The sequence below is a fragment of the Candidatus Ruminimicrobiellum ovillum genome, from assembly GCF_002392975.1.
Classification (GTDB): domain Bacteria; phylum Elusimicrobiota; class Endomicrobiia; order Endomicrobiales; family Endomicrobiaceae; genus Ruminimicrobiellum; species Ruminimicrobiellum ovillum.
Window position 1 is genome coordinate 1 of record NZ_DGIC01000002.1, and the last position, 22,991, is coordinate 22,991.

18 protein-coding genes and 1 tRNA gene are annotated in these 22,991 nt (G+C 31.5%); 12 read left to right on the forward strand and 7 right to left on the reverse strand.

Annotation, left to right across the window (positions count from 1 at the left end; translation table 11 throughout):
* The 4 genes from B2Y85_RS00105 to B2Y85_RS00120 all read left to right on the forward strand — a co-directional run.
* The coding region (locus B2Y85_RS00105) for a glycosyltransferase family 2 protein (protein ID WP_372518433.1) at nucleotides 1-804 on the forward strand (804 nt) is incomplete at its 5' end.
* Between the two features lie 2 nt (nucleotides 805-806).
* Entirely contained in the window at nucleotides 807-1,817 is a 1,011-nt protein-coding gene (locus tag B2Y85_RS00110; protein ID WP_372518434.1) for a glycosyltransferase family 2 protein, read from the forward strand.
* Complete coding sequence (locus B2Y85_RS00115; RefSeq protein WP_372518435.1) at nucleotides 1,814-2,839, forward strand: glycosyltransferase family 2 protein; 1,026 nt, start codon at nucleotides 1,814-1,816, stop codon at nucleotides 2,837-2,839. The genes B2Y85_RS00110 and B2Y85_RS00115 overlap by 4 nt, the downstream gene beginning before the upstream one ends.
* Nucleotides 2,840-2,862: 23 nt before the next feature.
* Nucleotides 2,863-3,918, forward strand: a complete 1,056-nt coding sequence (locus B2Y85_RS00120) for a beta-1,6-galactofuranosyltransferase (RefSeq protein WP_372518436.1) — start codon at nucleotides 2,863-2,865, stop codon at nucleotides 3,916-3,918.
* Here B2Y85_RS00120 and B2Y85_RS00125 read toward each other — a convergent pair.
* From B2Y85_RS00125 to rimI, 7 genes are all read right to left on the reverse strand, one after another.
* Complete coding sequence (locus B2Y85_RS00125) at nucleotides 3,915-4,700, reverse strand: prohibitin family protein (RefSeq protein WP_372518437.1); 786 nt, start codon at nucleotides 4,698-4,700, stop codon at nucleotides 3,915-3,917. The genes B2Y85_RS00120 and B2Y85_RS00125 overlap by 4 nt on opposite strands.
* A 130-nt stretch (nucleotides 4,701-4,830) precedes the next feature.
* The gene (gene rfbB, locus B2Y85_RS00130) at nucleotides 4,831-5,808 is read right to left on the reverse strand and encodes a dTDP-glucose 4,6-dehydratase (RefSeq protein WP_372518438.1); all 978 of its coding nucleotides are present in this window, start codon (nucleotides 5,806-5,808) and stop codon (nucleotides 4,831-4,833) included.
* A gap of 4 nt (nucleotides 5,809-5,812) precedes the next feature.
* Nucleotides 5,813-6,922 (reverse strand): hypothetical protein, encoded by a 1,110-nt coding sequence (locus tag B2Y85_RS00135; protein WP_372518439.1) that lies wholly within the window; start codon nucleotides 6,920-6,922, stop codon nucleotides 5,813-5,815.
* 1 nt (nucleotide 6,923) lies between these two features.
* On the reverse strand, nucleotides 6,924-8,255 hold the full coding sequence (locus B2Y85_RS00140) for an aminotransferase class I/II-fold pyridoxal phosphate-dependent enzyme (RefSeq protein ID WP_372518440.1): 1,332 nt from the start codon (nucleotides 8,253-8,255) through the stop codon (nucleotides 6,924-6,926).
* A 25-nt stretch (nucleotides 8,256-8,280) separates the two neighbouring features.
* The gene (locus B2Y85_RS00145; protein WP_372518441.1) at nucleotides 8,281-9,255 is read right to left on the reverse strand and encodes an NAD-dependent epimerase/dehydratase family protein; all 975 of its coding nucleotides are present in this window, start codon (nucleotides 9,253-9,255) and stop codon (nucleotides 8,281-8,283) included.
* A gap of 26 nt (nucleotides 9,256-9,281) precedes the next feature.
* Nucleotides 9,282-9,353, reverse strand: a tRNA-Met gene (locus B2Y85_RS00150).
* Nucleotides 9,354-9,577: 224 nt separating this feature from the next.
* Complete coding sequence (gene rimI, locus B2Y85_RS00155) at nucleotides 9,578-10,024, reverse strand: ribosomal protein S18-alanine N-acetyltransferase (protein WP_372518442.1); 447 nt, start codon at nucleotides 10,022-10,024, stop codon at nucleotides 9,578-9,580.
* A gap of 124 nt (nucleotides 10,025-10,148) precedes the next feature.
* Between rimI and secA the strand changes: the two genes are divergently transcribed.
* The 8 genes from secA (at nucleotide 10,149) to purL (ending at nucleotide 22,989) form a co-directional block, all read left to right on the forward strand.
* Entirely contained in the window at nucleotides 10,149-12,776 is a 2,628-nt protein-coding gene (gene secA, locus B2Y85_RS00160) for a preprotein translocase subunit SecA (RefSeq protein WP_372518443.1), read from the forward strand.
* 20 nt (nucleotides 12,777-12,796) lie between these two features.
* On the forward strand, nucleotides 12,797-14,284 hold the full coding sequence (gene lnt / locus B2Y85_RS00165; RefSeq protein WP_372518444.1) for an apolipoprotein N-acyltransferase: 1,488 nt from the start codon (nucleotides 12,797-12,799) through the stop codon (nucleotides 14,282-14,284).
* A 10-nt stretch (nucleotides 14,285-14,294) separates the two neighbouring features.
* A protein-coding gene (gene prfB, locus B2Y85_RS00170; protein ID WP_372518445.1) for a peptide chain release factor 2 occupies nucleotides 14,295-15,384 on the forward strand; the annotation gives its coding sequence in 2 pieces (ribosomal slippage) (nucleotides 14,295-14,342 and nucleotides 14,344-15,384; 1,089 coding nt in all).
* Nucleotides 15,385-15,402: 18 nt separating this feature from the next.
* Nucleotides 15,403-16,974, forward strand: a complete 1,572-nt coding sequence (locus tag B2Y85_RS00175) for an aldehyde dehydrogenase family protein (RefSeq protein WP_372518446.1) — start codon at nucleotides 15,403-15,405, stop codon at nucleotides 16,972-16,974.
* Between the two features lie 3 nt (nucleotides 16,975-16,977).
* Nucleotides 16,978-19,173 (forward strand): ATP-binding protein, encoded by a 2,196-nt coding sequence (locus tag B2Y85_RS00180; RefSeq protein ID WP_372518447.1) that lies wholly within the window; start codon nucleotides 16,978-16,980, stop codon nucleotides 19,171-19,173.
* 69 nt (nucleotides 19,174-19,242) lie between these two features.
* Nucleotides 19,243-20,124 (forward strand): phosphoribosylaminoimidazolesuccinocarboxamide synthase, encoded by an 882-nt coding sequence (locus tag B2Y85_RS00185; RefSeq protein ID WP_372518448.1) that lies wholly within the window; start codon nucleotides 19,243-19,245, stop codon nucleotides 20,122-20,124.
* A 1-nt stretch (nucleotide 20,125) separates the two neighbouring features.
* Nucleotides 20,126-20,593: a phosphoribosylformylglycinamidine synthase subunit PurS gene (locus B2Y85_RS00190; protein ID WP_372518449.1), complete on the forward strand. Its 468-nt coding sequence runs from the start codon at nucleotides 20,126-20,128 to the stop codon at nucleotides 20,591-20,593.
* Complete coding sequence (purL, locus tag B2Y85_RS00195) at nucleotides 20,590-22,989, forward strand: phosphoribosylformylglycinamidine synthase subunit PurL (RefSeq protein WP_372518450.1); 2,400 nt, start codon at nucleotides 20,590-20,592, stop codon at nucleotides 22,987-22,989. The genes B2Y85_RS00190 and purL overlap by 4 nt, the downstream gene beginning before the upstream one ends.
* The last annotated feature ends 2 nt before the right edge of the window (nucleotides 22,990-22,991 follow it).

Below are 22,991 nucleotides of genomic sequence, written 5' to 3' on the forward strand. Positions count from 1 at the left end.
TTTGCAAGAAACGAAGGAATGAAAGTCGCAAAAGGTAAATATATAACTTTTGTGGATTCGGATGATTGGATAACAGAAGATTATGTGGAAGTGTTGTATAAGACAATAGAAAAATATAAGTATGATGTGATATCTCCGGATTTCTATGAATATGATGATATTAAACAAAAAATTTTTAAAAGCAAACATCCGAAAGATTTTTATAATATTAACATTTCTACAATAGATATAAAACAAAAGTTATTATGTTGTGAACATATACATTATGCAAGAAAAATATATAAATTGCAATTCTTAAATGATAATGATATTACTTTTAAGATAAATAAATTTGAAGATACTCTTTTTGTGTGGGAAATTATATTGAAAACAAATAAATTTATGTTTATAAACAACAAAATATATTATTATAGAGTAAATAGAAAAGGTTCTATTATGACAAATCAACATAGTGAGTTTCTAAATAATATGAATTTGTTTTATGCTTTAAAAGATTTAATTTACAATGATGATAATAATAAAAAATATTTTGATTCTGTTTTAGATTTTTTTATTATGAACAGATTTTTAGATTTTGCATGGAGAAATTCAAAATTTTTTAACAGTTTATATACGAAATTTAAAGAGCAATATTTAAATGATAAAAAAATAGAATTTTATTATCCGAATACTTTAAAAAACTTTATTAAAGTGAAAATATTTCAATATGTTTTAAGATTTAATATTAACATAGTAACTATATCGTTTTTTATCACATATTATAAAAAAACAAAAAAAATATTAAAGAGTTTAATTGGAAGATAAAAATGAACAAGATTCAAGTATCGGTAATTATTCCTGTATATAATGTAGAACAGTATTTAAGGCAGTGCCTTGACAGTGTCATTAATCAAACATTTAAAGATATTGAAATAATTATCGTTAACGATTGTTCACCTGATAATTCTTTGGAAATAATAAAAGAATATCAACGAAAAGACGAAAGAATAGTTTTGGTTGATTTAAAACAAAATGTCGGTCTTGGATTTGCAAGAAACGAAGGAATGAAAGTCGCAAAAGGTAAATATATAACTTTTGTAGATTCGGATGATTGGATAGCAAATAACTATGTTGAAGTTTTATATAATACAATAAGAAAAAGTAATAGTGTTTTTGTGTGTTCTGAATACTGGTATTACAACAATATATCACGTGAAGTTACAAAAGGGATAGCATATAGCAATGTGTATGATACTGTAATAAACAGTATATCTTATAAAAAACAATTAATTCAAAATTTATCATTTTGCAGAGCATGGACTACTATTTATGAAAAAGATTTTTTATTTTCTAATGATATATATTTTAAAGTTACTAAATTTGAAGATACATTGTTTTTGTATGAGTTAATTGTAAAGTCTTCGGGCGTATTATTTATTAAAGACAGACTTTATTATTATAGAGTTAACAGGGGAAACAGCATAACAAACAATTATATAATTGATAACAAAATACTAAGCTATGGTAAAATTAAAAAGTTAAATGATAATAATATTTTTAAGGAGTACATCCCTGAATTTTATACATTTATATCATTGGATATGGCTATAATATTAGACAATCCTAAATTGCCTTTTAAGGATTTAACAAGAGGCTTTTTTAAATTCAGAGAGATGTTTTATGATAAAAAATATGTTGTCAGTTTTTCTAATTTAAAAATTCGTAATAAAATAAGATTGTTTGTTTTTAAAATTTGTCTAAAATGTAATTTTAATTATTGTTATATAGGTCTGATACACAGTAAATTCAATCCGATAAGACTTTTTACAAAAAGATGAAACAAAATAATCCAAAAGTATCAATAATCATTCCGGTATATAATGTAGAACAGTATTTAAGGCAGTGCCTTGATAGTGTTTGTAATCAAACATTTAAAGATATTGAAATAATTATCGTTAACGATTGTTCACCTGATAATTCTTTGGAAATAATAAAAGAATATCAACGAAAAGACGAAAGAATAGTTTTGGTTGATTTAAAACAAAATGTCGGTCTTGGTTTTGCAAGAAACGAAGGAATGAAAGTCGCAAAAGGTAAATATATAACTTTTGTAGATTCGGATGATTGGATAGCAAATAACTATGTTGAAGTTTTATATAATGAGATTGAAAGTAATAGTTTGGATGTTGTTTGTGCCGCGGCTTACATTTATAATAATATTCAAAAAAAAATAATAGATCATAAATTCGTTTCAGCTGATAAATTAAATAGACAAAAAATAAAGAACAAAGATTGTCTCTTAATTCCAAAAAGAAACTGTTTTATTATACCCGTATGGCTAAAAATTTATAAAAAATCTTTTTTGCTTGATAACAATATATTTTTTGAACTGAAAGAAAGTGAGGATAATTTGTTTTTTTTCTATGTACTTTTAAAAACGGAAAATATAAAGTTTATTGATGATAAAATTTATTATTATAGAATTAACAGGGAATATTCTTTAATGCAGGCAATAAATAAAAAATTCAATTATTTTAAATTGTTTGAAAAATTAAAAGAAAGATTAATTTTTGAAAACAGATATAATGAGTGTAAGAGAATATATTATCAATATATTTCCATATTAACGGCATCAAAATTGGAAGTATTAAATTTAAAATTATCGGAACTAAAATTTTATTTCAATAAATTCAGAACTGCATATTACAATACGGATTTTAAGAAAAATTGTTCTGCAAAAAATTTAAATATAATTCTTAAAATAAGATTATTGCTGTTTTGTATTTGTTTAAGGTTAAATATAAATTATGCTATAATCGGCAAATTGTGTAGAAATTTTAAATTAATATACAACAAATAATTTATAAACAAATGGACGGGAAAATGGATTTATTTCAAATTGTAGAGAGAACTGGGGTTTCCTATAATTATGCACTCGGTAAAGTTATATATGATATATATTATTTGGCAAAAGGACTTAAGTTTGAGCCTATATATATTACATGGATAACTTCGACTAAAAATAAATTCGAAAGTTTAAAAAAAAGATTAAAATATCAATACGATTGGTATAAAAGTTATAATAAAATAAAAAATAATTCTGTTGTTTTGTTACAACATCCGTTACATGTTACAAATAATAGAATTTTAAGAAAATTAAAATATAAAAAAAATGTTAAATTTATAAGTGTTATTATAGATATAGAAGAACTTAGACATTACTATTATAATAATGATTTTTTTTACTATAAACAAGAATTTGAAACAATGTTGGAAATATCCGATATTTTAATAGTTCATAATAATATAATGTTTAAGTATTTTGTTGATAAAGGAATACCGGAAAAGAAACTTATAAATATTGAGTCATTTGATTATTTGCAAAAAAATGATAATGCGGTTAAATTTGAAAGATCAATATCTTTTGCGGGAAATTTGGATGCTATCAAAAGCGGATTTGTAGCTCAATTGAATAGATTAAAAAATATAAAAATAAATTTATACGGAGCTAACTTTAACAACGGATTATTAAATTCCGAAAATATTAAATATCACGGTTCTTTTAAATCGGATGAAATTTCCAAAAAGTTAGACAGAGGTTTTTGGTTAGTTTGGGACGGAGATAGTATAGATTCTTGTTCCGGATATTTCGGACAATACTTAAAATATAACAATCCGCATAAACTTTCTTTATATTTATCTTGCGGTATTCCCGTAATTATTTGGAAATCTGCCGCACAAGCGGAATTTGTAAAAAAATATAATGTCGGTATATGTGTTGAAAATTTACAAGAAGCAGAAGATATTATAAATAATATGAATGCAGATGATTATAATATCCTTACAGAGAATGTAAAGAAAATAAAACCTCTTTTATGCTCCGGATATTTTGCGACTAAAGCAATAAAACAAGCCTTGGATTTATTAAATAAAAATTAGTCTTTATCACTCAACATTATCATTGAGTTGGATTTGTCGCCCAACATATATTTAGGTAAATGACCGTCCCATTTTTCTATCCATTTCAAATTGATAACTGTTTGGTTTGAAGAATCCCTGAGTAATTTTTGTTTTTGAGCTTCGGCTTCAGCAAGTAAAATAACTCTTTTCTTTTCTTCTTCAGCCTGCATTCTTTGATATTGTATCTTTTTAACTTTTTGCTCTTCTATCTGTTTTTCTTCAACAACTCTGTTAAATTCCGCGGTAAATTGTATATCAACGATATTTACGTTTTCTATTATTATGTTATATTCTTCAATTTTCTTTCTTAAGTTTTCTTCAATAGCTGCTCTTAAATTTTCTCTTTCCACGATAATGTTTTCAACAGGCAATTTTGAAATTGCGGTTTTTGAAACTTCCTGTATTGCAGGATATATAACTTTTACAAAATAGTCTTTACCGATTTTTATATGAATGTCGTTAACTTTTTCGTAAACAGGTCTGAAATTTACAACTATTCTTGCTCTGACAGTCTGTAAATCTTTTGATGCGGAATCCGCTTCTATTTCTTGTTTTTGTGTTTTTACATCATAGTTCACTACTTGATGAACAAAAGGTAATTTCGGGTATGTTCCTTGAGAAAAACTTTTTGTTTCACCGGTGAGAACATTTATTCTTACTCCCACAAAACCCACTTCAACTATAAAAAAACTCGACATAGCTATAAAAGCTATTATTATGATTGCTGCTATACCTAATATCATCCCCGTATCTTTTTTCATTTCCTTCTCCTGTATAAAATTGTTAAACCATAAACTATAAGCCGCATTATTTGTCATCCCGCACTTGATACGGGATCTCGTCGTTTCAGTTCGACGTTCCTATGCATCCATACTTCTATACATCCATACCTCAAATTTGCTTTCGCAATTTTTCCCACCAATCTTTATTGTTCAAATACCACTCTATTGTCTTTTCTATTGCTTGTTCAAACTTATATTGAGGTTGCCAACCTAATTCTTCTTTTATCTTTGTTGCATCGATAGCATACCTTCTGTCGTGCCCTAATCTGTCGGCAACATATTTTATTAAAGAGTTATCTTTTCCTAAATATTTTAAAATTGTATCCGTAATATATTTGTTGGTTTTTTCGTTATTTCCGCCGACATTATAAATTTCACCGTTTTTACCTTTATGCAACACGGTATCTATAGCGGAACAGTGATCTTCTACAAAAAGCCAATCTCTAATGTTTAATCCGTCACCGTATAACGGTACTTGTTTATTATCGAGAGCATTTGTAATAAATAACGGAATTAATTTTTCCGGGAACTGATAAGGACCGTAGTTGTTTGAACATCTTGTAATGTTAACATTAAGTCCGAAAGTATGATGATAAGCCATAACCAACAAATCGGCACTTGCTTTACTTGCCGAATACGGACTGTTCGGAGAGAGGGGAGTCTTTTCCGTAAAAAATCCCGTTTTACCGAGTGAACCGTAAACTTCATCGGTAGATATTTGGAAAAATTTTTCTATTTTATATTTTTTTGCAACTTCCAAAAGATTTTGTGTTCCCAAAACATTCGTTTTTACGAATATATCAGGATTGGTTATACTTCTGTCAACATGAGATTCCGCAGCAAAATTTATTATTACATCTATTTTGTTATCGGAAACAATTTTATCAACTAATTTATTATCGGCAATATCGCCTTTTACAAACAAATAATTCGGATTATCTTTTACATCATCCAAACTTTTTATGTTTCCTGCATAAGTTAACAAATCAAGATTAACTATTTTATAATCTTGATATTTATTTAACATGTATCTTACGAAATTACTTCCGATAAACCCCGCACCGCCCGTCACCAAAATCTTTTTCATTGTTTTAATTTCCGTAAACTGCATATTTTTTGTATATGGATCCGCCCATCATTTCCGCGGTTCTTTGTGTCATCACATTATCTTCCAAAATCCAGGAAAGTTCACATTCTTGGTATCCGCCTTTAACGGAATTTATAAGAGCTTCCAACGACATATAAGCTTCAATACCTTTATGTCTGTATTCTTTTTTTACACCCATAATCATAAGTCTTAAATCTTTAACTTTTCTCTTATAATATAAAAATTTAAAAATTCCGAACGGGAACAATTTTCCGTACATTTTTTTAAATACATAGTTGTAATCGGGAATAGCTATAAGCATTCCTATGGTTTTATCTCCGTCACAGGCAAGCATCACAATGTTTGGATCTGCCAAATTTACAATATCGTCTGCTATAGATTCAAACTCTTCTCTTGTCCAAGGAACAAAACCCCAATTCTTTTCCCAGGCGGAATTATATACTTCGATAATATCTTCAAGTGTTTTTTTGAAATTATTTTTGTCAAAAGTTTTTATTGTTATGTTCGGATTTCTTTTTTGAACTATTCTCAATGCTTTGTTAAGTCTTGGCATTCTGTCGTCTAAAGCTACCGGGATGTTATAGGCATAAAGTTCTTTTATTTTTTTTAGGCCGCATTTTTCTGCCAAATCTAAATAATATTTATGGGTGTAAGGCATCAATATTTTAGGATCACTGTCAAAGCCTTCATATAAAAAGCCCACTTCATCATTTGTCGATGGGTTCATCGGTCCCATCATTTTATTCAATTTGTTTTCCGCTAACCATTGTTTAACGGAATCAAATAATAGTTTTGCAACCTCAACATTATCTATACATTCAAAGAAACCGAAATATCCTATTTCCGTTTCTTGAAATTCTATATAGTTATAATCAATAATACCGGCAATTCTTCCTACAATATTATTTTTATCGTCGTAAGCTAAAAACAGTTGCTTTTTTGCATGTTTCCAATAAGGATTTTTTTCGGACAACAATTTTTTGTTTTCCGAATCCAATTGCGGTATCCAATAAGGATTACCTTTATAAATTTTATAAGGTAATTTTATAAAGTCATTAATTTGCTTAAAATCTATTTTCTTTACGGTAAACATTTTACTTGTTAGACCACAAATTTTTAAACCATCTTTTTGTTGCGGCAGCAAATTTGTTGTTTGAAAAAGAAAAATTCCATCTGTTATTGTTTATATTATATGAAGATTTCTTTTTAGATCTGCTTCTTGTATTTCCGCCCGGAATTATACCGAGTTGCTTGGAAACTTTTTCGAATTTATCAAGAATAATTTCAAGTTGTTCGTCGGTATGTGTTGCCATATAACTTGTTCTTATTATGGCTTGACCTTCCGGAACTGCAGGGCTGACTATAGGTGATGCAAAAATACCTTCTTCAAATAACATTGCACACATTTGGAAAGCTTTCATATCTTCACCTACGGTTATAGGAATAATCGGAGATTCGGATGTTCTTGTATCAAATCCTAAAGATTGGAAACCTTCTTTCATTTTATTTGTGTTTTCCCAAAGTTTTGCTCTTCTTTCAGGTTCATCTTGTAAAATATCCAAAGCAACATCTATTGCACCTACACAAGCCGGCGGTAATGCTGCAGTAAATATTAATGATCTTGCGGTATGTTTAATATAATTAATAACTTCGCTTCTGCTTGCAATAAATCCGCCGATTGAAGCAAGAGATTTTGAAGCTGTTGCCATTAAAACATCAACTTCAGGTTCCATATTAAAATGTTCTCCGGTTCCTTTACCGTTTTTACCGAGAACTCCGAGAGAATGTGCTTCATCTACATAAACTCTTGCACCGTATTTTTTTGCAAGTGCGGATATTTCCGGAAACTTTGCTATGTCTCCTTCCATACTGAATATTCCGTCAACAACTATTAAAGCGGAAGTTCCTTTTGATTGAACTTTTGCCAACTGTCTTTCCAAATCAGCCATATCATTGTGTCTGAATCTTAACATTTCACCGCCGAAAGAAAGTCTGCAACCGTCTATAATTGAAGCATGATCCAACTTATCCGTAATAACAAATTCACCTTTACCCACTAAAGAAGAAATCGCACCTAAATTTGAATGGTGTCCTGTTGTAAAAAGTATTGCCGCTTCTTTTCCTACGAACTTTGCGAATTTTCTTTCAACTTTTTCATGCAAATCGTTTGTTCCGTTTACAAATCTTGAACCTGTGCAGGATGTTCCGTATTGTTTTGCCGCTGCAACGGCACCTTCTATAACTTTCGGATGATCTGCAAGTCCCAAATAGTTGTTGGAACATAAAACGATTTTTTCTTTACCGTCAATTTTAACTACAGGGCTTTGAACGGTTTCAACTCTTTTAAAATATGGATACATTCCTGCCGCTTGTAAATCTCTTGCTGCAGTAAACTTAATACATTTTTCAAAAATATCGTTAGACATAAAACACTCCACAGTAGAATTTATATTAAAAATATCTGTTACTTAAATACCAATTGTATGTTATTTTTGCACCATTTTCAAGCTTTGTAAACTCAAAATCCGTATCTTTTAATATATTTGAATTATCCGCTGTCCAATAAGTTTGAAGCATTTCAACAATTTTTTCTTTACTTAAAACTTGCGGTTTTTTTGTGATTTTTGCAACCGCTTCATAAAAACTTGCAACGGTTTTAAAAATGAAATCAAATAATATAATAGGCATTGTTTTTATGTTGTTTGCTTTTGCAATGGTTGTTGCAACATCTTTCCATGTATAAATATTACCGTCACATAAGTAATATGTTTTGTTGTTGGTGTTTTCGTTGTTTAATGTAATAGAAATCACTTTTGCTATATCTTTTACAAAAACCAACTGAATAAATCTTTTTGTGTGGGTATTTGGTTTTAAATGATGTTTAACCAAATTAAAGAAAATAAAAATATCTTTGTCTCTCGGTCCGTAAACGGATGCCGGTCTTATAATAGTGTAAGGAACAATTCCTTCCAATTTCTTCACTTCTTGTTCTGCCAATAGTTTACTTTTGCCGTAGTTTGATACCGGATTTTCCTTTTCCGTTAAAAGCTTAGGCTTTTCATCATTACTTGGTCCCATTGCCGCTTGAGACGATATATAAACAAATTTTTTGATATTGCTTTTATTTTTTATTGCAGCTTGAACAATGTTTTTTGTTCCTGTGACATTTGTGTTATAATAACCGTCCCAATTTAATGCCCTTACAACGCCGGCGCAATGAACGACAACATCAACCGCAGATAGCAATTTTGATAATTGCTCTTCATCGTTTAATGAACAATATTCATATTGAATAGGATAATCTTTAATCCATTTTAAGTTTGAACTTTTTCTTGCTAATGCAATAATCGTATGATTGTTGGAAATAAGTTCTTCTACTATATGGCTTCCTACAAACCCCGTAGCCCCTGTAAGCAAAACTTTCATATAAATTCCTTATACAAAAAAATAACTGGCAACGGGTGGAATTGAACCACCGACCAAAGGCTTATGAGTCCTCTGCTCTACCCCTGAGCTACGTTGCCATTACAAAAACAAACTATAAATAATATTTGAGTATTGTATTATTTTTAATACCAAAAGTCAATCCTATAAATTTTGCTTTGCAAAACTTGGTGAAAAGGTGAATGGGTGAAGAGTTTAAAGAAATAATTGACGATATAGCTATAAATTGTTTGTTTTTAAAACATTACTAATTGCCGTTTAAACCTTTAAGCCTTTCACCAACGAATTGTAAAACAATTCGTGTTCACCCTATAAGCTGTTTTTTCATCAGTATCGCATTTTCACCGTTCTTATAATAATTGTTTCTCTTATTATATTGTTCAAAACCGCATTTTAAATACAAGTTTATTGCCGGAATGTTTTTTTCACCGACTTCAAGAAAAATCTTTTTTACATTTTGTTTGGAAATATCTTCCAATGTTTGTTCCAGAAGATATTTCCCTAAATTTTGTCTTTTAAAATTGTTATCAATTACTATATTTAATATTTCTGCTTCATCAATAATAATATGGTATATAATGTATCCTACAATTTTGTTATCCGCATATAAAACTTTAAAGAAAGAATTCTTGTTTTCAAGTTCTTCCAAAAACATATTTTTAGTCCAATTGTAGTTGGAACCGGTTTTATCTATTTCACAAATGGTATCTATATTTTCTTTAACACAATCAACAATTAATTTATTATTCATATTTATATGATATATTTTTGAAATAACAAATACAATAAAAACAATATGGATTTTATATTGAAATTTAGGTATAAAAAAGATAAAATCTAAGGGATATATCAATAAATTTTTAAAAGGAATTACCATGATTAAAGAAATATTTGCCGCAATATTCGGCTCACAAAATGAAAGAGATATCAAAAAAATAAGACCTGTCGTAAACAAAATAAATGCATTGGAACCTGAAATACAAAAGTTATCCGATGAAGAATTAAAAGCAAAATCATTGGAATTTAAAGAAAGACTTAACAACGGGGAAAAACTGGACAGCATTTTACCCGAAGCTTTTGCTTGTGTAAGAGAAGCATCAAAAAGAACTATCGGGCTTAGACATTTTGATGTTCAAATGATAGGTGGTTACATTTTACATCAAGGTAAAATAGCCGAAATGAAAACCGGTGAAGGTAAAACACTTGTTGCAACATTGCCGGTATACTTAAATTCTTTAACGGGAAAAGGTGTTCATGTTGTTACGGTTAACGATTATCTTGCAAAAAGAGATAAAGAATGGATGGAGCCTGTTTATAATGCGCTCGGTATGACGGTTGGAAACATTTGTCACGATACAACGGATGAAGAAAGAAGAAAAGCTTATGCTTGCGATATTACTTATGTAACAAACAACGAGCTTGGTTTCGATTATCTTAGAGATAATATGAAAATTTCCAAGGAACAAAGAGTATTAAGAGAATTAAACTATGCCATCGTGGATGAGGTCGATTCGATTTTAATAGATGAAGCAAGAACTCCGTTGATTATTTCAGGTCCGGGTGAAGAGTCTACAGATAAATATTATGTGGCAAACAGAATCGTTCCTATGCTTAAAGGAAGACACATAACCGAAAATGAAGAAATAAAAGCAAAATATGAAGGTATAGATTTATCTAAAGGATACGATTATTTAGTTGATGAAAAAAATCATACGGTGGTTTTAACCGAACAAGGTGTGCAAAAAGCGGAAAGATTTTTAGGTGTAAAAAATATTTATGATGATATGCAGGCGGAATGGGTTCACCATATAACACAAGCAATAAGAGCTCATGAACTTTATAAAAGAGATGTTGCTTATGTGGTAAAAGACGGTGAAGTTATTATCGTTGATGAATTTACGGGAAGACTTATGCCGGGAAGAAGATGGTCGGATGGTCTTCATCAGGCAATCGAAGCAAAAGAAAATTTAAAAATCGAACAGGAAAACCAAACACTTGCAACAATAACTTTCCAGAACTTTTTCAGAATGTATAACAAAATAGCAGGTATGACAGGTACGGCACTTACCGAAGCAAGCGAATTTTGGGAAATATATAAACTCGATGTTGTTGAAGTTCCTACAAACAATCCGATGATAAGAAAAGATTATCCTGATGTAATTTACAGAACGGAAAAAGAAAAATACAATGCGATTATACAGGATATTGAACAATGTTGGAGAAAAGGTCAACCTGTTCTCGTAGGTACAAGATCAATCGAAAAATCGGAATTGATTTCCGATATGTTAAGAAAAAAAGGTATTCCTCACAATGTTTTGAATGCAAAATATCATGAATTGGAAGCTCAAATCATTGCTCAAGCCGGTGCAAAAAGTGCGGTAACAATTGCAACCAACATGGCCGGTAGAGGTACCGATATCGTGCTTGGTGCGGGTGATGAAGAAAACGGAAAATTTGTTAGAGAGGTCGGCGGTCTTTATATTATAGGTACGGAAAGACACGAATCAAGAAGAATCGATAACCAGTTAAGAGGTAGAGCCGGCCGTCAGGGAGATCCCGGTGCATCAAGATTTTATTTATCCATGCAAGATGAACTTATGAGATTATTCGGTTCAGACAGAATGGCAATTGTTATGCAAAAACTCGGTCTTAAAGAAGGTGAAGCGATAGAACATCCTTGGATATCAAAAGCCGTTGAAAATGCGCAAAGAAAAGTTGAAGGCAGAGATTTCGATATAAGAAAACAACTTATCGATTACGATAATGTTATGAATAAACAAAGAGAAGCGGTTTATCGTTTGAGAAACGAAATTCTCGAAGGAGAAGATGTTTCTGCAACTATACAAGATATGTGGCTTGAATCCGTAGAAGAAAAAATAGAACAATGGGCTCCTGCAAAAACTTATCCGGAACAATGGGAATGGCCTCATTTTCATGCTTGGATGTCGAGATCTTTCGGAATAAATTTTGAAGTTGCAAATAAAGAAGAGTTAAGTTATCTTACCAGAGATGCATTAAAAACAATCTTGCTCGATAAAATACAGGAAGCTTACGAAAAAAGGAAAGAAACTTTAGGTAAAGAACTTTTAAGCCGTATAGAAAGAATGGTTCTTTTGCAAATGATAGATGTTGCCTGGAAAGATAATTTATATGAACTCGACCAACTTAAAAAAGGTATAGGATACAGAGCTTATGCTCAAAAAGATCCTAAAATAGAATATCAAAAAGAATCGTTTATGCTTTTTGATAATATGATGAAAAGAATAAGAGAAACGACTATCGAATATGTTTTCAAAGTTCAAGTTAATGTTACGGCAAGACCTATGCCGTCCGGACAAGAAAACAGAAATGTTGATCCTACAAAAAATAATGCCGGTAACAGCAATAACAAAAACGATAAGAAACAAGTTTCCGCAAAGGACATAAAAAAGATAGGAAGAAACGATCCTTGTCCTTGCGGCAGCGGTAAAAAATATAAAAAATGTTGCGGAGCAAATAAATAAAATAAGTAATCGGATTATAGGTGAAAAAGTTTAAAGCAAAATATTTTTTCTTGGCTATATTATCTGGTTGTCTTTTAGCAATATCTTTTCCTAAGATAAATGCTTTTTATTTGGCATGGATAGCGTTTATCCCGGCTGTATATACGGCATTAAGAAATTGTGTTAAAAATTCTTTGGTCTATGGTTTTATTTTCGGTTTTACTTGTTATGCAATTTCTTTGTTTTGGATGTTCCCTTTCCTTAAATTCAATACAAACATTACACAAGCTTTAATAGCTTCTTCTTTATTGTGGGCATATTTATCATTATATTTTGCGGTTTGGATGGGAATGTTAAGCTTTTCAAGAAGACATTTTCATCCGATAGTTTCGTCTTTGTATGCTGCAAGTTCGTGGGTTGTTTTGGAATATGTAAGAACTTATTTACTTACGGGTTTCGGTTGGAATTTATTGGGATATAGTCAAACTTCTTTCTCTCACATAATTCAGTTTGCGGATATATTCGGTGTTTACGGACTTTCTTTTGTTATAGTTTTTATCAATATGTTACTTTATTATTGGCTTCAAGATTCGAGAGGAAAATTATTTTTCTTATATGCAATAGGTATTTTTATCGTCGCGGGAACATACGGGCATATAAAAATACATTCTTATTCCAATCCTTTCGGTGACAAGTTAAAAGTCGGTGTTGTTCAACCTAATATAGACCAGTACAAAAAATGGGATGAAAAATTTGTAAAAGAAAATCTTGCATCCATCGAAAAACTTGCAGCAAATTTTGAGAATCAAGATTTGGATTTAGCTGTTTATCCGGAAACCGTTCTTCCCGGTTATTTACAATACGAAGGCGAGATTATTGATTTTGTGGAAGCGGTTTCAAAATATTCGAAACTGAATTTGTTCGGCGGAGCAAGTTATGATGCCGAAGACAGAATATATAATTCCGTTTTTGCAATAACGGGGAAAAATAAAAATTTGAGTAAACACGACAAAAACCATTTGGTTATCTTTGGTGAATATATTCCGTTTAAATCTCTTTTGTCAAAATATTTCGGTATATTAAACACTTTGGGAGATTTTTCTAAAGGAAAATATATGAATGTACTAAAATATAAAGGTATGAATATAGGTGCAACAATTTGTTCCGAAAACTTTTTCCCGGACTTATCAAGAAAAGTTGTTTTAAACGGAGCAAAAATTTTAACAAATCATACTAATGATGCATGGTTTTTGGATTCCTATGCACCTTATCAACATTTTGTAATGAATGTTTTCAGGGCAATAGAAAACAGAAAAAATGTTATAGTATCCGCAAATACGGGAATTTCTTCCGTTATAGATTCTGCGGGTAATATAACGAAAATTACATCTATAAACAAAGCGGAAACTTTTATTACCGATGCATATCAAAACAATGTTATAACCGTTTATGATAAAATAGGTAACATTTTTTGTTATATGTGTATGTTTTTTACAATGTTTATAATAGTTATAGTTTTTATAATATAAAGGAAAGCTTATGTTAAACGAATTAAAAGACAAAATAGTAAATTTAAGGAGGTCTCTTTGATATAGACAGCAAAATCAAAGAGATAGAAAAACTCGATAAACAAATTTCCGCAGCCGATTTTTGGAATGACCAAAACAATGCGAAAAAAACAATGTCAAAACTCGACGGTTTGAAAGAAACCGTAAATTCTTGGCAGGATTTAAATTCAAGAATAAATAATTTGCTCGAGATAGATGAGCTTTTACAGCAGGAACAAGACGAATCTTTATCAAAAGAGCTTGAACAAGATAAGGAAAAACTTGTAAAAGATTTTGAAGCTGTAGAAATAAAAACAAAACTTTCCGGTAAACACGATATGAACAATGCCATTGTTTCAATTCATGCCGGTGCCGGCGGAACGGAATCTTGCGATTGGGCACAAATGCTTGTAAGAATGTATTCCAGATGGGCGGAAAACAAAGGCTTTTCTTTCGATACAATAGATATTTTAGACGGAGATGAAGCAGGTATAAAAAGTATAACATTTATCGTAGGCGGCAAATATGCTTACGGTTTGTTGCAGGCTGAAATAGGTGTTCACAGATTGGTAAGAATTTCACCGTTTGATGCAAACAAAAGAAGACATACTTCTTTTGCAAGTGTAGATGTTATACCGGAAGTTGATGACGATATAGATATTGTTATTGACGAAAAAGATTTAAGAATAGATACTTATCGTTCTACGGGAGCGGGCGGACAACATGTCAATACTACCGACTCCGCAGTTAGAATTACACATTTACCCACTAATATTGTTGTTCAATCTCAAACAGAAAGATCTCAAATAAAAAATAAAGCAACAGCTATGAAATTGTTAAAAGCAAAACTTTATGAATTCGAACAGGAAAAATTAAGAGAATCTTATGAAAAACATTACGACGAAAAAGGTCTTATTGCATGGGGCAGCCAAATAAGGTCTTATGTGTTGATGCCGTATCAACTTGTAAAAGATCATAGAACCGACTACGAAACTTCTCAGGTAGATAAGGTTATGGATGGAGATATAGATTCTTTTATTTCGGCATATCTTAATTGGAAATTAAAATCAAAAAATAAATAAAATGGGGGAAAAAGTTTTATGGAACAATTTTCTTTATTTGTTGACGGAAAAGATGTAGATACCGGGAAATACGAATATTTTCCTTATTCCGATCAAACTATTTTAGATTTTAAAAAAACTTATCAGGTTATTACTAAATTAAAGAAAGGCGAAACCCCCGAAGATGCCGATAAATATGTTTATGCAAAATATTGTGTGGGAGATAATGAGTTAAATAAAAAAGCAATAGAAGCCGCATACAAAGCAAGCAAAATAATGAGAGATATGCCCGTAGCGAAAAGAAGAAAAATTTTGTGTGATGTTCATAAAAATTTGGTGACAAATAAAGATAAAATTATTAAGTTGTTGGCTATAGAAGGTCATCCTAAGAAACTTTCTCAGTGGGAATATGAAGCCATGGAAAGAGCTTTTTGTAAAACCACTTTGGATATGTTTAAACATAGTGTATGGGAAGAAGCAGGAACAATAGGAAGGGAAAAAGTTTATTTGGTTAGAAAGGCGGATGGTGTTGTTGTTCTTGTTCCTCCGAAAAATGCTGCCGCAAGTAATTCTCTTTCCGCAGCATATTGTTTTTTGGCGGGAAATGCAATAATCGTAAAAGCACCGTTGAAAGCTCCGGTAGCGACTATATTTGTTTGGAAAAATATTGTGGGAAAGGCATTAAAAGATAACGGTGCTCCGGATGGGTTAATGAATATAGTTATAGGAAATTCAAAAATAATTATGGATGAATGGCTTGAAAATCCTAAAGTTAACGATATATTTTTCTTCGGTGAAAGTGAAAACGGTCTTGAGATATCCAAAAGAGCTCACAATTACAATAAAAAGGCAATTCTTGAATTGTCCGGAAATGACAATATGTTCGTTTGGGACGGTTGCGATATTGAAGGAGCTGCAAATTCCGCATTGGATGCTTTTTTGGGTTCTACACAAATTTGTATGTTGCCGAAAAATATTATAGTTCATGAAAGAGTTTATGACGATTTTAAAAATTTATATTTGAAAAAAATTTCCGAACTTGAATTCGGACTTCCGTCAAGTGAAAAAACTTATTTTACTCCCGTAGTTAAAATGAAGGAATGTCAGGAATTTCTTGAAGATGCTTTATATAAAGGCGGAAGATTGTTGTGCGGCGGTAAAAAAGTTGATCATACCGGAACACCTAACGACAGAGGACTGTATTTTCAACCTACACTCGTCGAAATAGAAACGGATAATCCGGAAATGTTTAATATGAAACTTGTAAGAGAAGAAAATTTTTTCCCGGTAATACCGATAATAAAAGTAAAATCATCTAAAAAAACAAAAAAAGAAGCCGATAAAGAAATATTCGACAAAATGTTGGAAATAGCACAGAAAAACGAGTATGGTTTAAGAGCATCCGCATGGGTAAAATCAGCATACTATACAAGACAATTTATGAAACATATCGATAATTGCGCATTGTTTAGAATAAATTCAAGACATGTTGCGTTTTCTTTATATTTACCGGGACAGGGCGGAGTCGGTAAAACCGGCGGTCCGTACGGCGAAGCAAGTTATTTGGTTCAAAAAACTACGCATTTACAGGGAATAAGTTTAACAAGGTAATTTATGAATTATTATGCATTAGGTCCGACAATTGTTGCAGCTTTCATTTTAATATTGGGCTTGTTTGTTCTTTTTAAGAACAGAAAAAATAAGCTTAATCTTGTATATTTTTATTTGTCCATATCGTTGTTTATATGGCTTATAAATTTTTCGTTGATGTATTGGAATGTCGGAAACTATGATCAAGCCTACTTTTTTGCAAAGTTAGGCTTTATAGGAGTAATTCTCACACCGGTCTGTATTTTGCATTTTACCGTAGAGTTTTTGAACAGCGGTTTAAAAAGATACACACCGTTTTTTTATTTGTTAACACTTCCCGTAATATTTATTAATTTTTCATCTCCGCATATGTACAGCGGATTAAGCACTAATTTCTGGGGATATTACCCTATTGCGGGTAAATTTTATTTTATTGCTTTACTTGAATTTGTGGGAATATTTTTAGCTGCTACTTTTACTCTGTTCAGACATTTCCGTAAGAAAAGTACCAACATCGTAAAAAGAGAACAAATAAAATATTTAATGATGGCTTTTGTCATAGCTTTATTTGCTTCCGGAGATTATATAATAAAATATCCTGCCATTAATTTTTATCCTTTCGGTTACATCGTCGTTATTTTCTTTAGCTTTATAATGGCATTGAATGCAATAAAAAATAATTTAATGGATATAAGACTTGTAATTACAAACGGAACGATATTAGTTTTTTTATACATTTTTGTTTTGGGTATTCCTATATACATCGGATTATATACTAAACAATGGTTTATATCTTTCATCCTGCTGTTTGTCCTTTCAACATTGGCACCGCTTACTTTTAGATTTTTGCAGAGAAAAGCGGAACTTATTTTGCTTGCCGAACAGGAAAAATATCAGCAGTTGTTAATGCAAGCTTCAAAAGGAATGATAGAAAAAGAATACGATATATCAAAATTGTCTCAACTTATTGTGAGAATAATAAAAAGATCCGTAAAAATAAAATTTGTGGGCTTGTTTATAATTAATGAAGAACAAGGTATTTACAAAAATTTGGCTTTTAGAGGAGAAAGTAATACCGGTAAAGTTTTAAAAGAAATCCGTAAAGACAACAAAATAATTGCTTTTATGGAAAGTTATAAAAAACCTTTTTTCTTTTCGGAATTGCAGGATGATTTTAAGGGAGAATTCTTAAAAATAGCCAAAAATATAACCGTAATAGTTCCCTCTATTTTCAGAGATGAAGTAATCGGCTTTTTAATTTTGGGTGACAAAGAAAACAAAACCGTATATTCGAAAAAAGACCTTGAAATTTTCGGAACATTGTCGAACCAGGCTGCACTTGCCGTAGAAAATTGTATGTTCTTGGAAAAATCTCAAAAGCAACAGAAAAGATTATTCGAAGCCGATAAACTTGCTTCAATCGGTGGTATGGCGGACGGTATGGCGCATCAAATACGAAACAGATTAAACAGTTTCGGTTTGGCGGCGGAACTTTTAAGTTATGATGTTCAAGATTTTTCCGAAGGTCATAAAGATTTTATAACGCAACATTCCGATATAAATATAATGGTAAAAAATATGAACGAACTTATTCATTCAATTAACGAAAATGTGAAGAAAACAAATACAATTTTAACGGGAATTTTAAATTTTGCAAAACCTAAAGGTTCCGTTACCGAAAAAGAAACATTTTCATTAAGAGAAATTATTGAACCGTCTGTAATGTTGGTTCAGGTAAAACATCACAGAGAAAAAGTTCCTATAGTCCTTGATATACCGAATGATGATAAAATATACGGTATAAAATATCAAATACAAGAAGTATGCTTTAACTGTATAGATAATGCTTTTGAAGCTGTTATGGAAAAAGAACAACATATACAAAATCCGTTATTCGATGATATTGATAAGAGAGAACCTTTTGTTCCGGAAATAAAAGTTTCATTAAAATATTTTATTGAAAGAAACAAGTATCAAATAATAATAGAAGATAACGGTATAGGTATAAAGCAGGAAAATAAACCTAAGATTTTTTCCGCATTTTTTACGACCAAACCATCGAGTAAATCGGGTTCGGGTATAGGTTCTTATGTTGCAAGAAGAATGATAGTTGAAGCGCATGACGGGGACATCTCTTTTGAATCAAAATACGGAACAGGAACAACTTTTACCATTACTTTACCGCTGTCTTCTAAAAAAGATAAAGCTGTTCAAGAGTAAAAAAGATTGAATTTGTAATATAAAAAAGATAAAATAAAAAAATATATATTTATTAGGGAGATATTACAAATGATTACGGCACCGGAACTTTCAGGTTGTAAATTGTTACATTCGGGTAAAGTAAGAGATGTTTATCAATATCAGGAAGATAAATTGTTAATAGTTGCTACGGACAGAATATCTGCTTTTGATTACATATTGTCACCTTTAGTTACCGACAAAGGGAAAATCTTACACAAAATATCGATGTTTTGGTTTGATTTCGTTCAAAATATAATTCCTAACCACATTATTACGGGAAATTTTGATGAATTCCCGGAAGAACTTAAACAATACGAGTTCTTAAGAGACAGAGCCATGATAGTAAAAAAAGCAAAAAGAATAGATATTGAATGTATTGTCAGAGGCTATCTTGCCGGTTCCGGTTGGAAAGAATATCAAAAAAGTCAAACAGTATGCGGAATAAAACTTCCGGCAGGCTTGCAGCAATCTCAACAATTACCGGAACCGATATTTACTCCGTCAACAAAAGCAGATGACGGTGAACATGATGAAAATATTTCTTTCGAACAAACTGCAAAATTAATCGGAGACGATTTAGCCGCACAAATAAGTGAAATGTCCATAACACTTTATAAAAAAGTAAGTGATTATTGCTTGGCAAGAGGAATAATTTTAGCGGATACAAAATTGGAATTCGGTATATACGACGGAAAACTTATTTTAATAGATGAAATTTTTACACCGGATTCTTCAAGATTTTGGGAAAAAGATAAATATGTTTTGGGAAAATCTCAAGACAGTTTGGACAAACAGTTTGTAAGAGATTACCTCGAACAAATTAAGTGGAATAAACAACCTCCTGTTCCGGTACTTCCGGAAGAAGTTGTAAATAAAACAAAAGCAAAATATATAGAAGCTTATGAAAAAATAACAGGTAGGAATTTTTAAAATGATATTTGAAATTGAAATTAAAACGAAAAAAGGTTTTGTTGATCCTCAGGGACTTCATACCGTTTCCGATATATCGGGAATCGGTATAAAAGATATTACCGATGTTTCTTATGTCGCCGTTTACAGAATTTCGGGAAATATCACAAATAAACAAGCCGATACCATTGCAAAAGAATTGTTGAGCGACAAAATAACTGAAGATTATACCGTTAAACAGTACAAATCTTTGGAAGATAAAAAGTTGGAAAAAAATTCCATAGAAGTTTGGTATAAACACGGTGTAACCGACACGGTTAGCGAAAGTGTTGTAAAAGCAATAAAAGATTTGGGTATAAAAGAAGATTTGGTTGTAAAAACAGGTAAAAAATATTGTCTTAAAGGCAAAAATATAGACGATAAAAAATTGAAAAAAATTGCTACAGGATTGTTGGCAAATACTTTAATTCAGGAATATTTAACAAAATGAAAGTAAACACAATAGAAATTTTAAATTTAAATGACAAACAGTTGGTGGAATTAAGCAGAAAAAGTGTCCTTTCTCTTTCGCTCGTGGAAATGAAAGAAGTTCAAAAATATTTCCGTAACATAAAGAGAAATCCTACCGATGTCGAGCTTGAAACAATAGCTCAAACATGGAGTGAACATTGCAAACACAAAACTCTTACCGGTAACATCGAATACACCGAAGAAAAAGGCGGTAAGAAAAAAGTAACAAAATACAAAAATCTTTTGAAAGAAACGATTTTCAATGCGACTATGAAATTGAACAAAGATTGGTGTATTTCCGTATTTAAAGATAATGCCGGTGTTATAGATTTCGATAAAACAAACGGTGTTGCTTTTAAAGTTGAAACACACAATCATCCTTCCGCTCTTGAACCTTACGGAGGTTCTGCAACGGGTATAGGCGGAGTTATAAGAGATATTTTAGGTGTAGGTCTCGGTGCAAAACCGTTGGCAAATACCGATGTTTTTTGTTTCGGCCTTCCCGACACAAAAGCAAGTGAAGTTCCGGAAGGAATGCATCATCCCAAAAGAATAGCAAAAGGTGTTGTTTCCGGTGTCAGAGATTATGGTAACAGAATGGGAATACCTACCGTTAACGGCGGAGTGTTTTTTGATAAAGGATATATGGCAAATCCGTTGGTATATTGCGGAACGATGGGAATAATTCCCAAGAATAAATCCGAAAAAGAAGTTAAGCCCGGCGATTTGGTTTTGGTTGTCGGCGGCAGAACAGGCAGAGACGGAATTCACGGAGCAACATTTTCTTCCGTTGAACTCGACAAAGAATCCGATGTCAGTGCTGTTCAAATCGGCAATCCTATTGTTGAAAAGAAAGTTTTGGATACCATGCTTAAAGCAAGAGATCTTAACCTATACAGAGCGGTTACGGATTGCGGAGCCGGAGGTCTTTCAAGTGCTGCCGGTGAGCTCGGAGAAAAAACAGGTCTTGTTATAGATCTTCAAACCGTTCCTTTAAAATATAAAGGGCTTGCCCCTTGGGAAATATGGATTTCCGAAGCTCAGGAAAGAATGGTTTTTGCCGTTCCTCCGAAAAACAAAAACAAAATTTTGAATTTGTTTAAAAAAGAAAATGTTGAAGCTACATTTATAGGAAAGTTTACAAACGACGGTAAACTTTTGTTGAAATACGGTAAAGAAATTGTTGCGGATATGGAAATGTCTTTCTTGCACGGAGGAGTTCCGAAACCGACAAGAAAAGCCGTATGGAAACAAAAACAAATAAAAAAACAATCTCCCGTAAAAGTATCGGCAAAAACTTTGCAGGAAGATATTAAAAAAGTTTTGGCTGACATAAATGTTTGTTCGAGAGATTGGATAATAAGACAATACGACCACGAAGTTCAGGGACAAACGGTAGTAAAACCTTTACAGGGAAGTTCAATAGAAAATTCCGGACCTCAAGATGCCGCGGTAATTTGGCCTTATACGGTTGTTAAAGGTACAAAAAAAGGAGTTGTTTTATCCAACGGTATAAATCCGGAATACGGTAAAATCGATACTTATAAAATGACGGCATCATCAATAGAAGAAGCAATGAGAAACGCGGTTTGTGTCGGTGCAAATCCGGAAAAGATTTCGTTGCTCGACAACTTCTGTTGGGGAAATCCCAATAAACCTGAAATTTTGGGAAGTCTTGTAAGAGCCGCACAGGCTGCTTACGATTTATCGTTGGGTTACAGTGTTCCGTTTATTTCCGGTAAAGACAGTTTATACAACGAATATACAATAGACGGCAAAACATATTCTATACCTCCGGCATTTTTGGTATCTTCGATGTCTGTTATCGAAGATGTAAACAAAACCATTACAATGGATTTGAAAAATGCAGGTAACAGTATTTATTTGATAGGTGTAACCAAAAACGAATTGGGTGCATCCGTTTATTCGAAAATTAAAAACTTTAAAAACGGAATAGTTCCCGACTTGGATGTTAATGTTTCCAAAAAAACAATGAAAACAATTTTCAATGCGATAAACGAAGGTTTGTTGGAATCTTGTCACGATTGTTCCGAAGGCGGTGTTATTACCGCAATATCGGAAATGGCTTTCGCCGGAGATAAAGGTGTAAATATAAATGCGGATGCAATAAAAACATCCGAAAAAATGACAATAGCCGAAACTTTATTTTCAGAAAGTAATACAAGATTTTTAGTTGAAGTTTCACCTGAAAATATTGCAAAATTCGAAAAGTTGTTTAAAGGTATTGCAGTATCTAAAATCGGTGAAGTTTCAGACGATAAGTTTTTAAAATTGGAATCTAAAAAATCAAAAATTTCCGTTAAAGAAAATATAAAAAATTTACAAAAGGCATGGCAAAAAACTTTGCAATGGTAAAC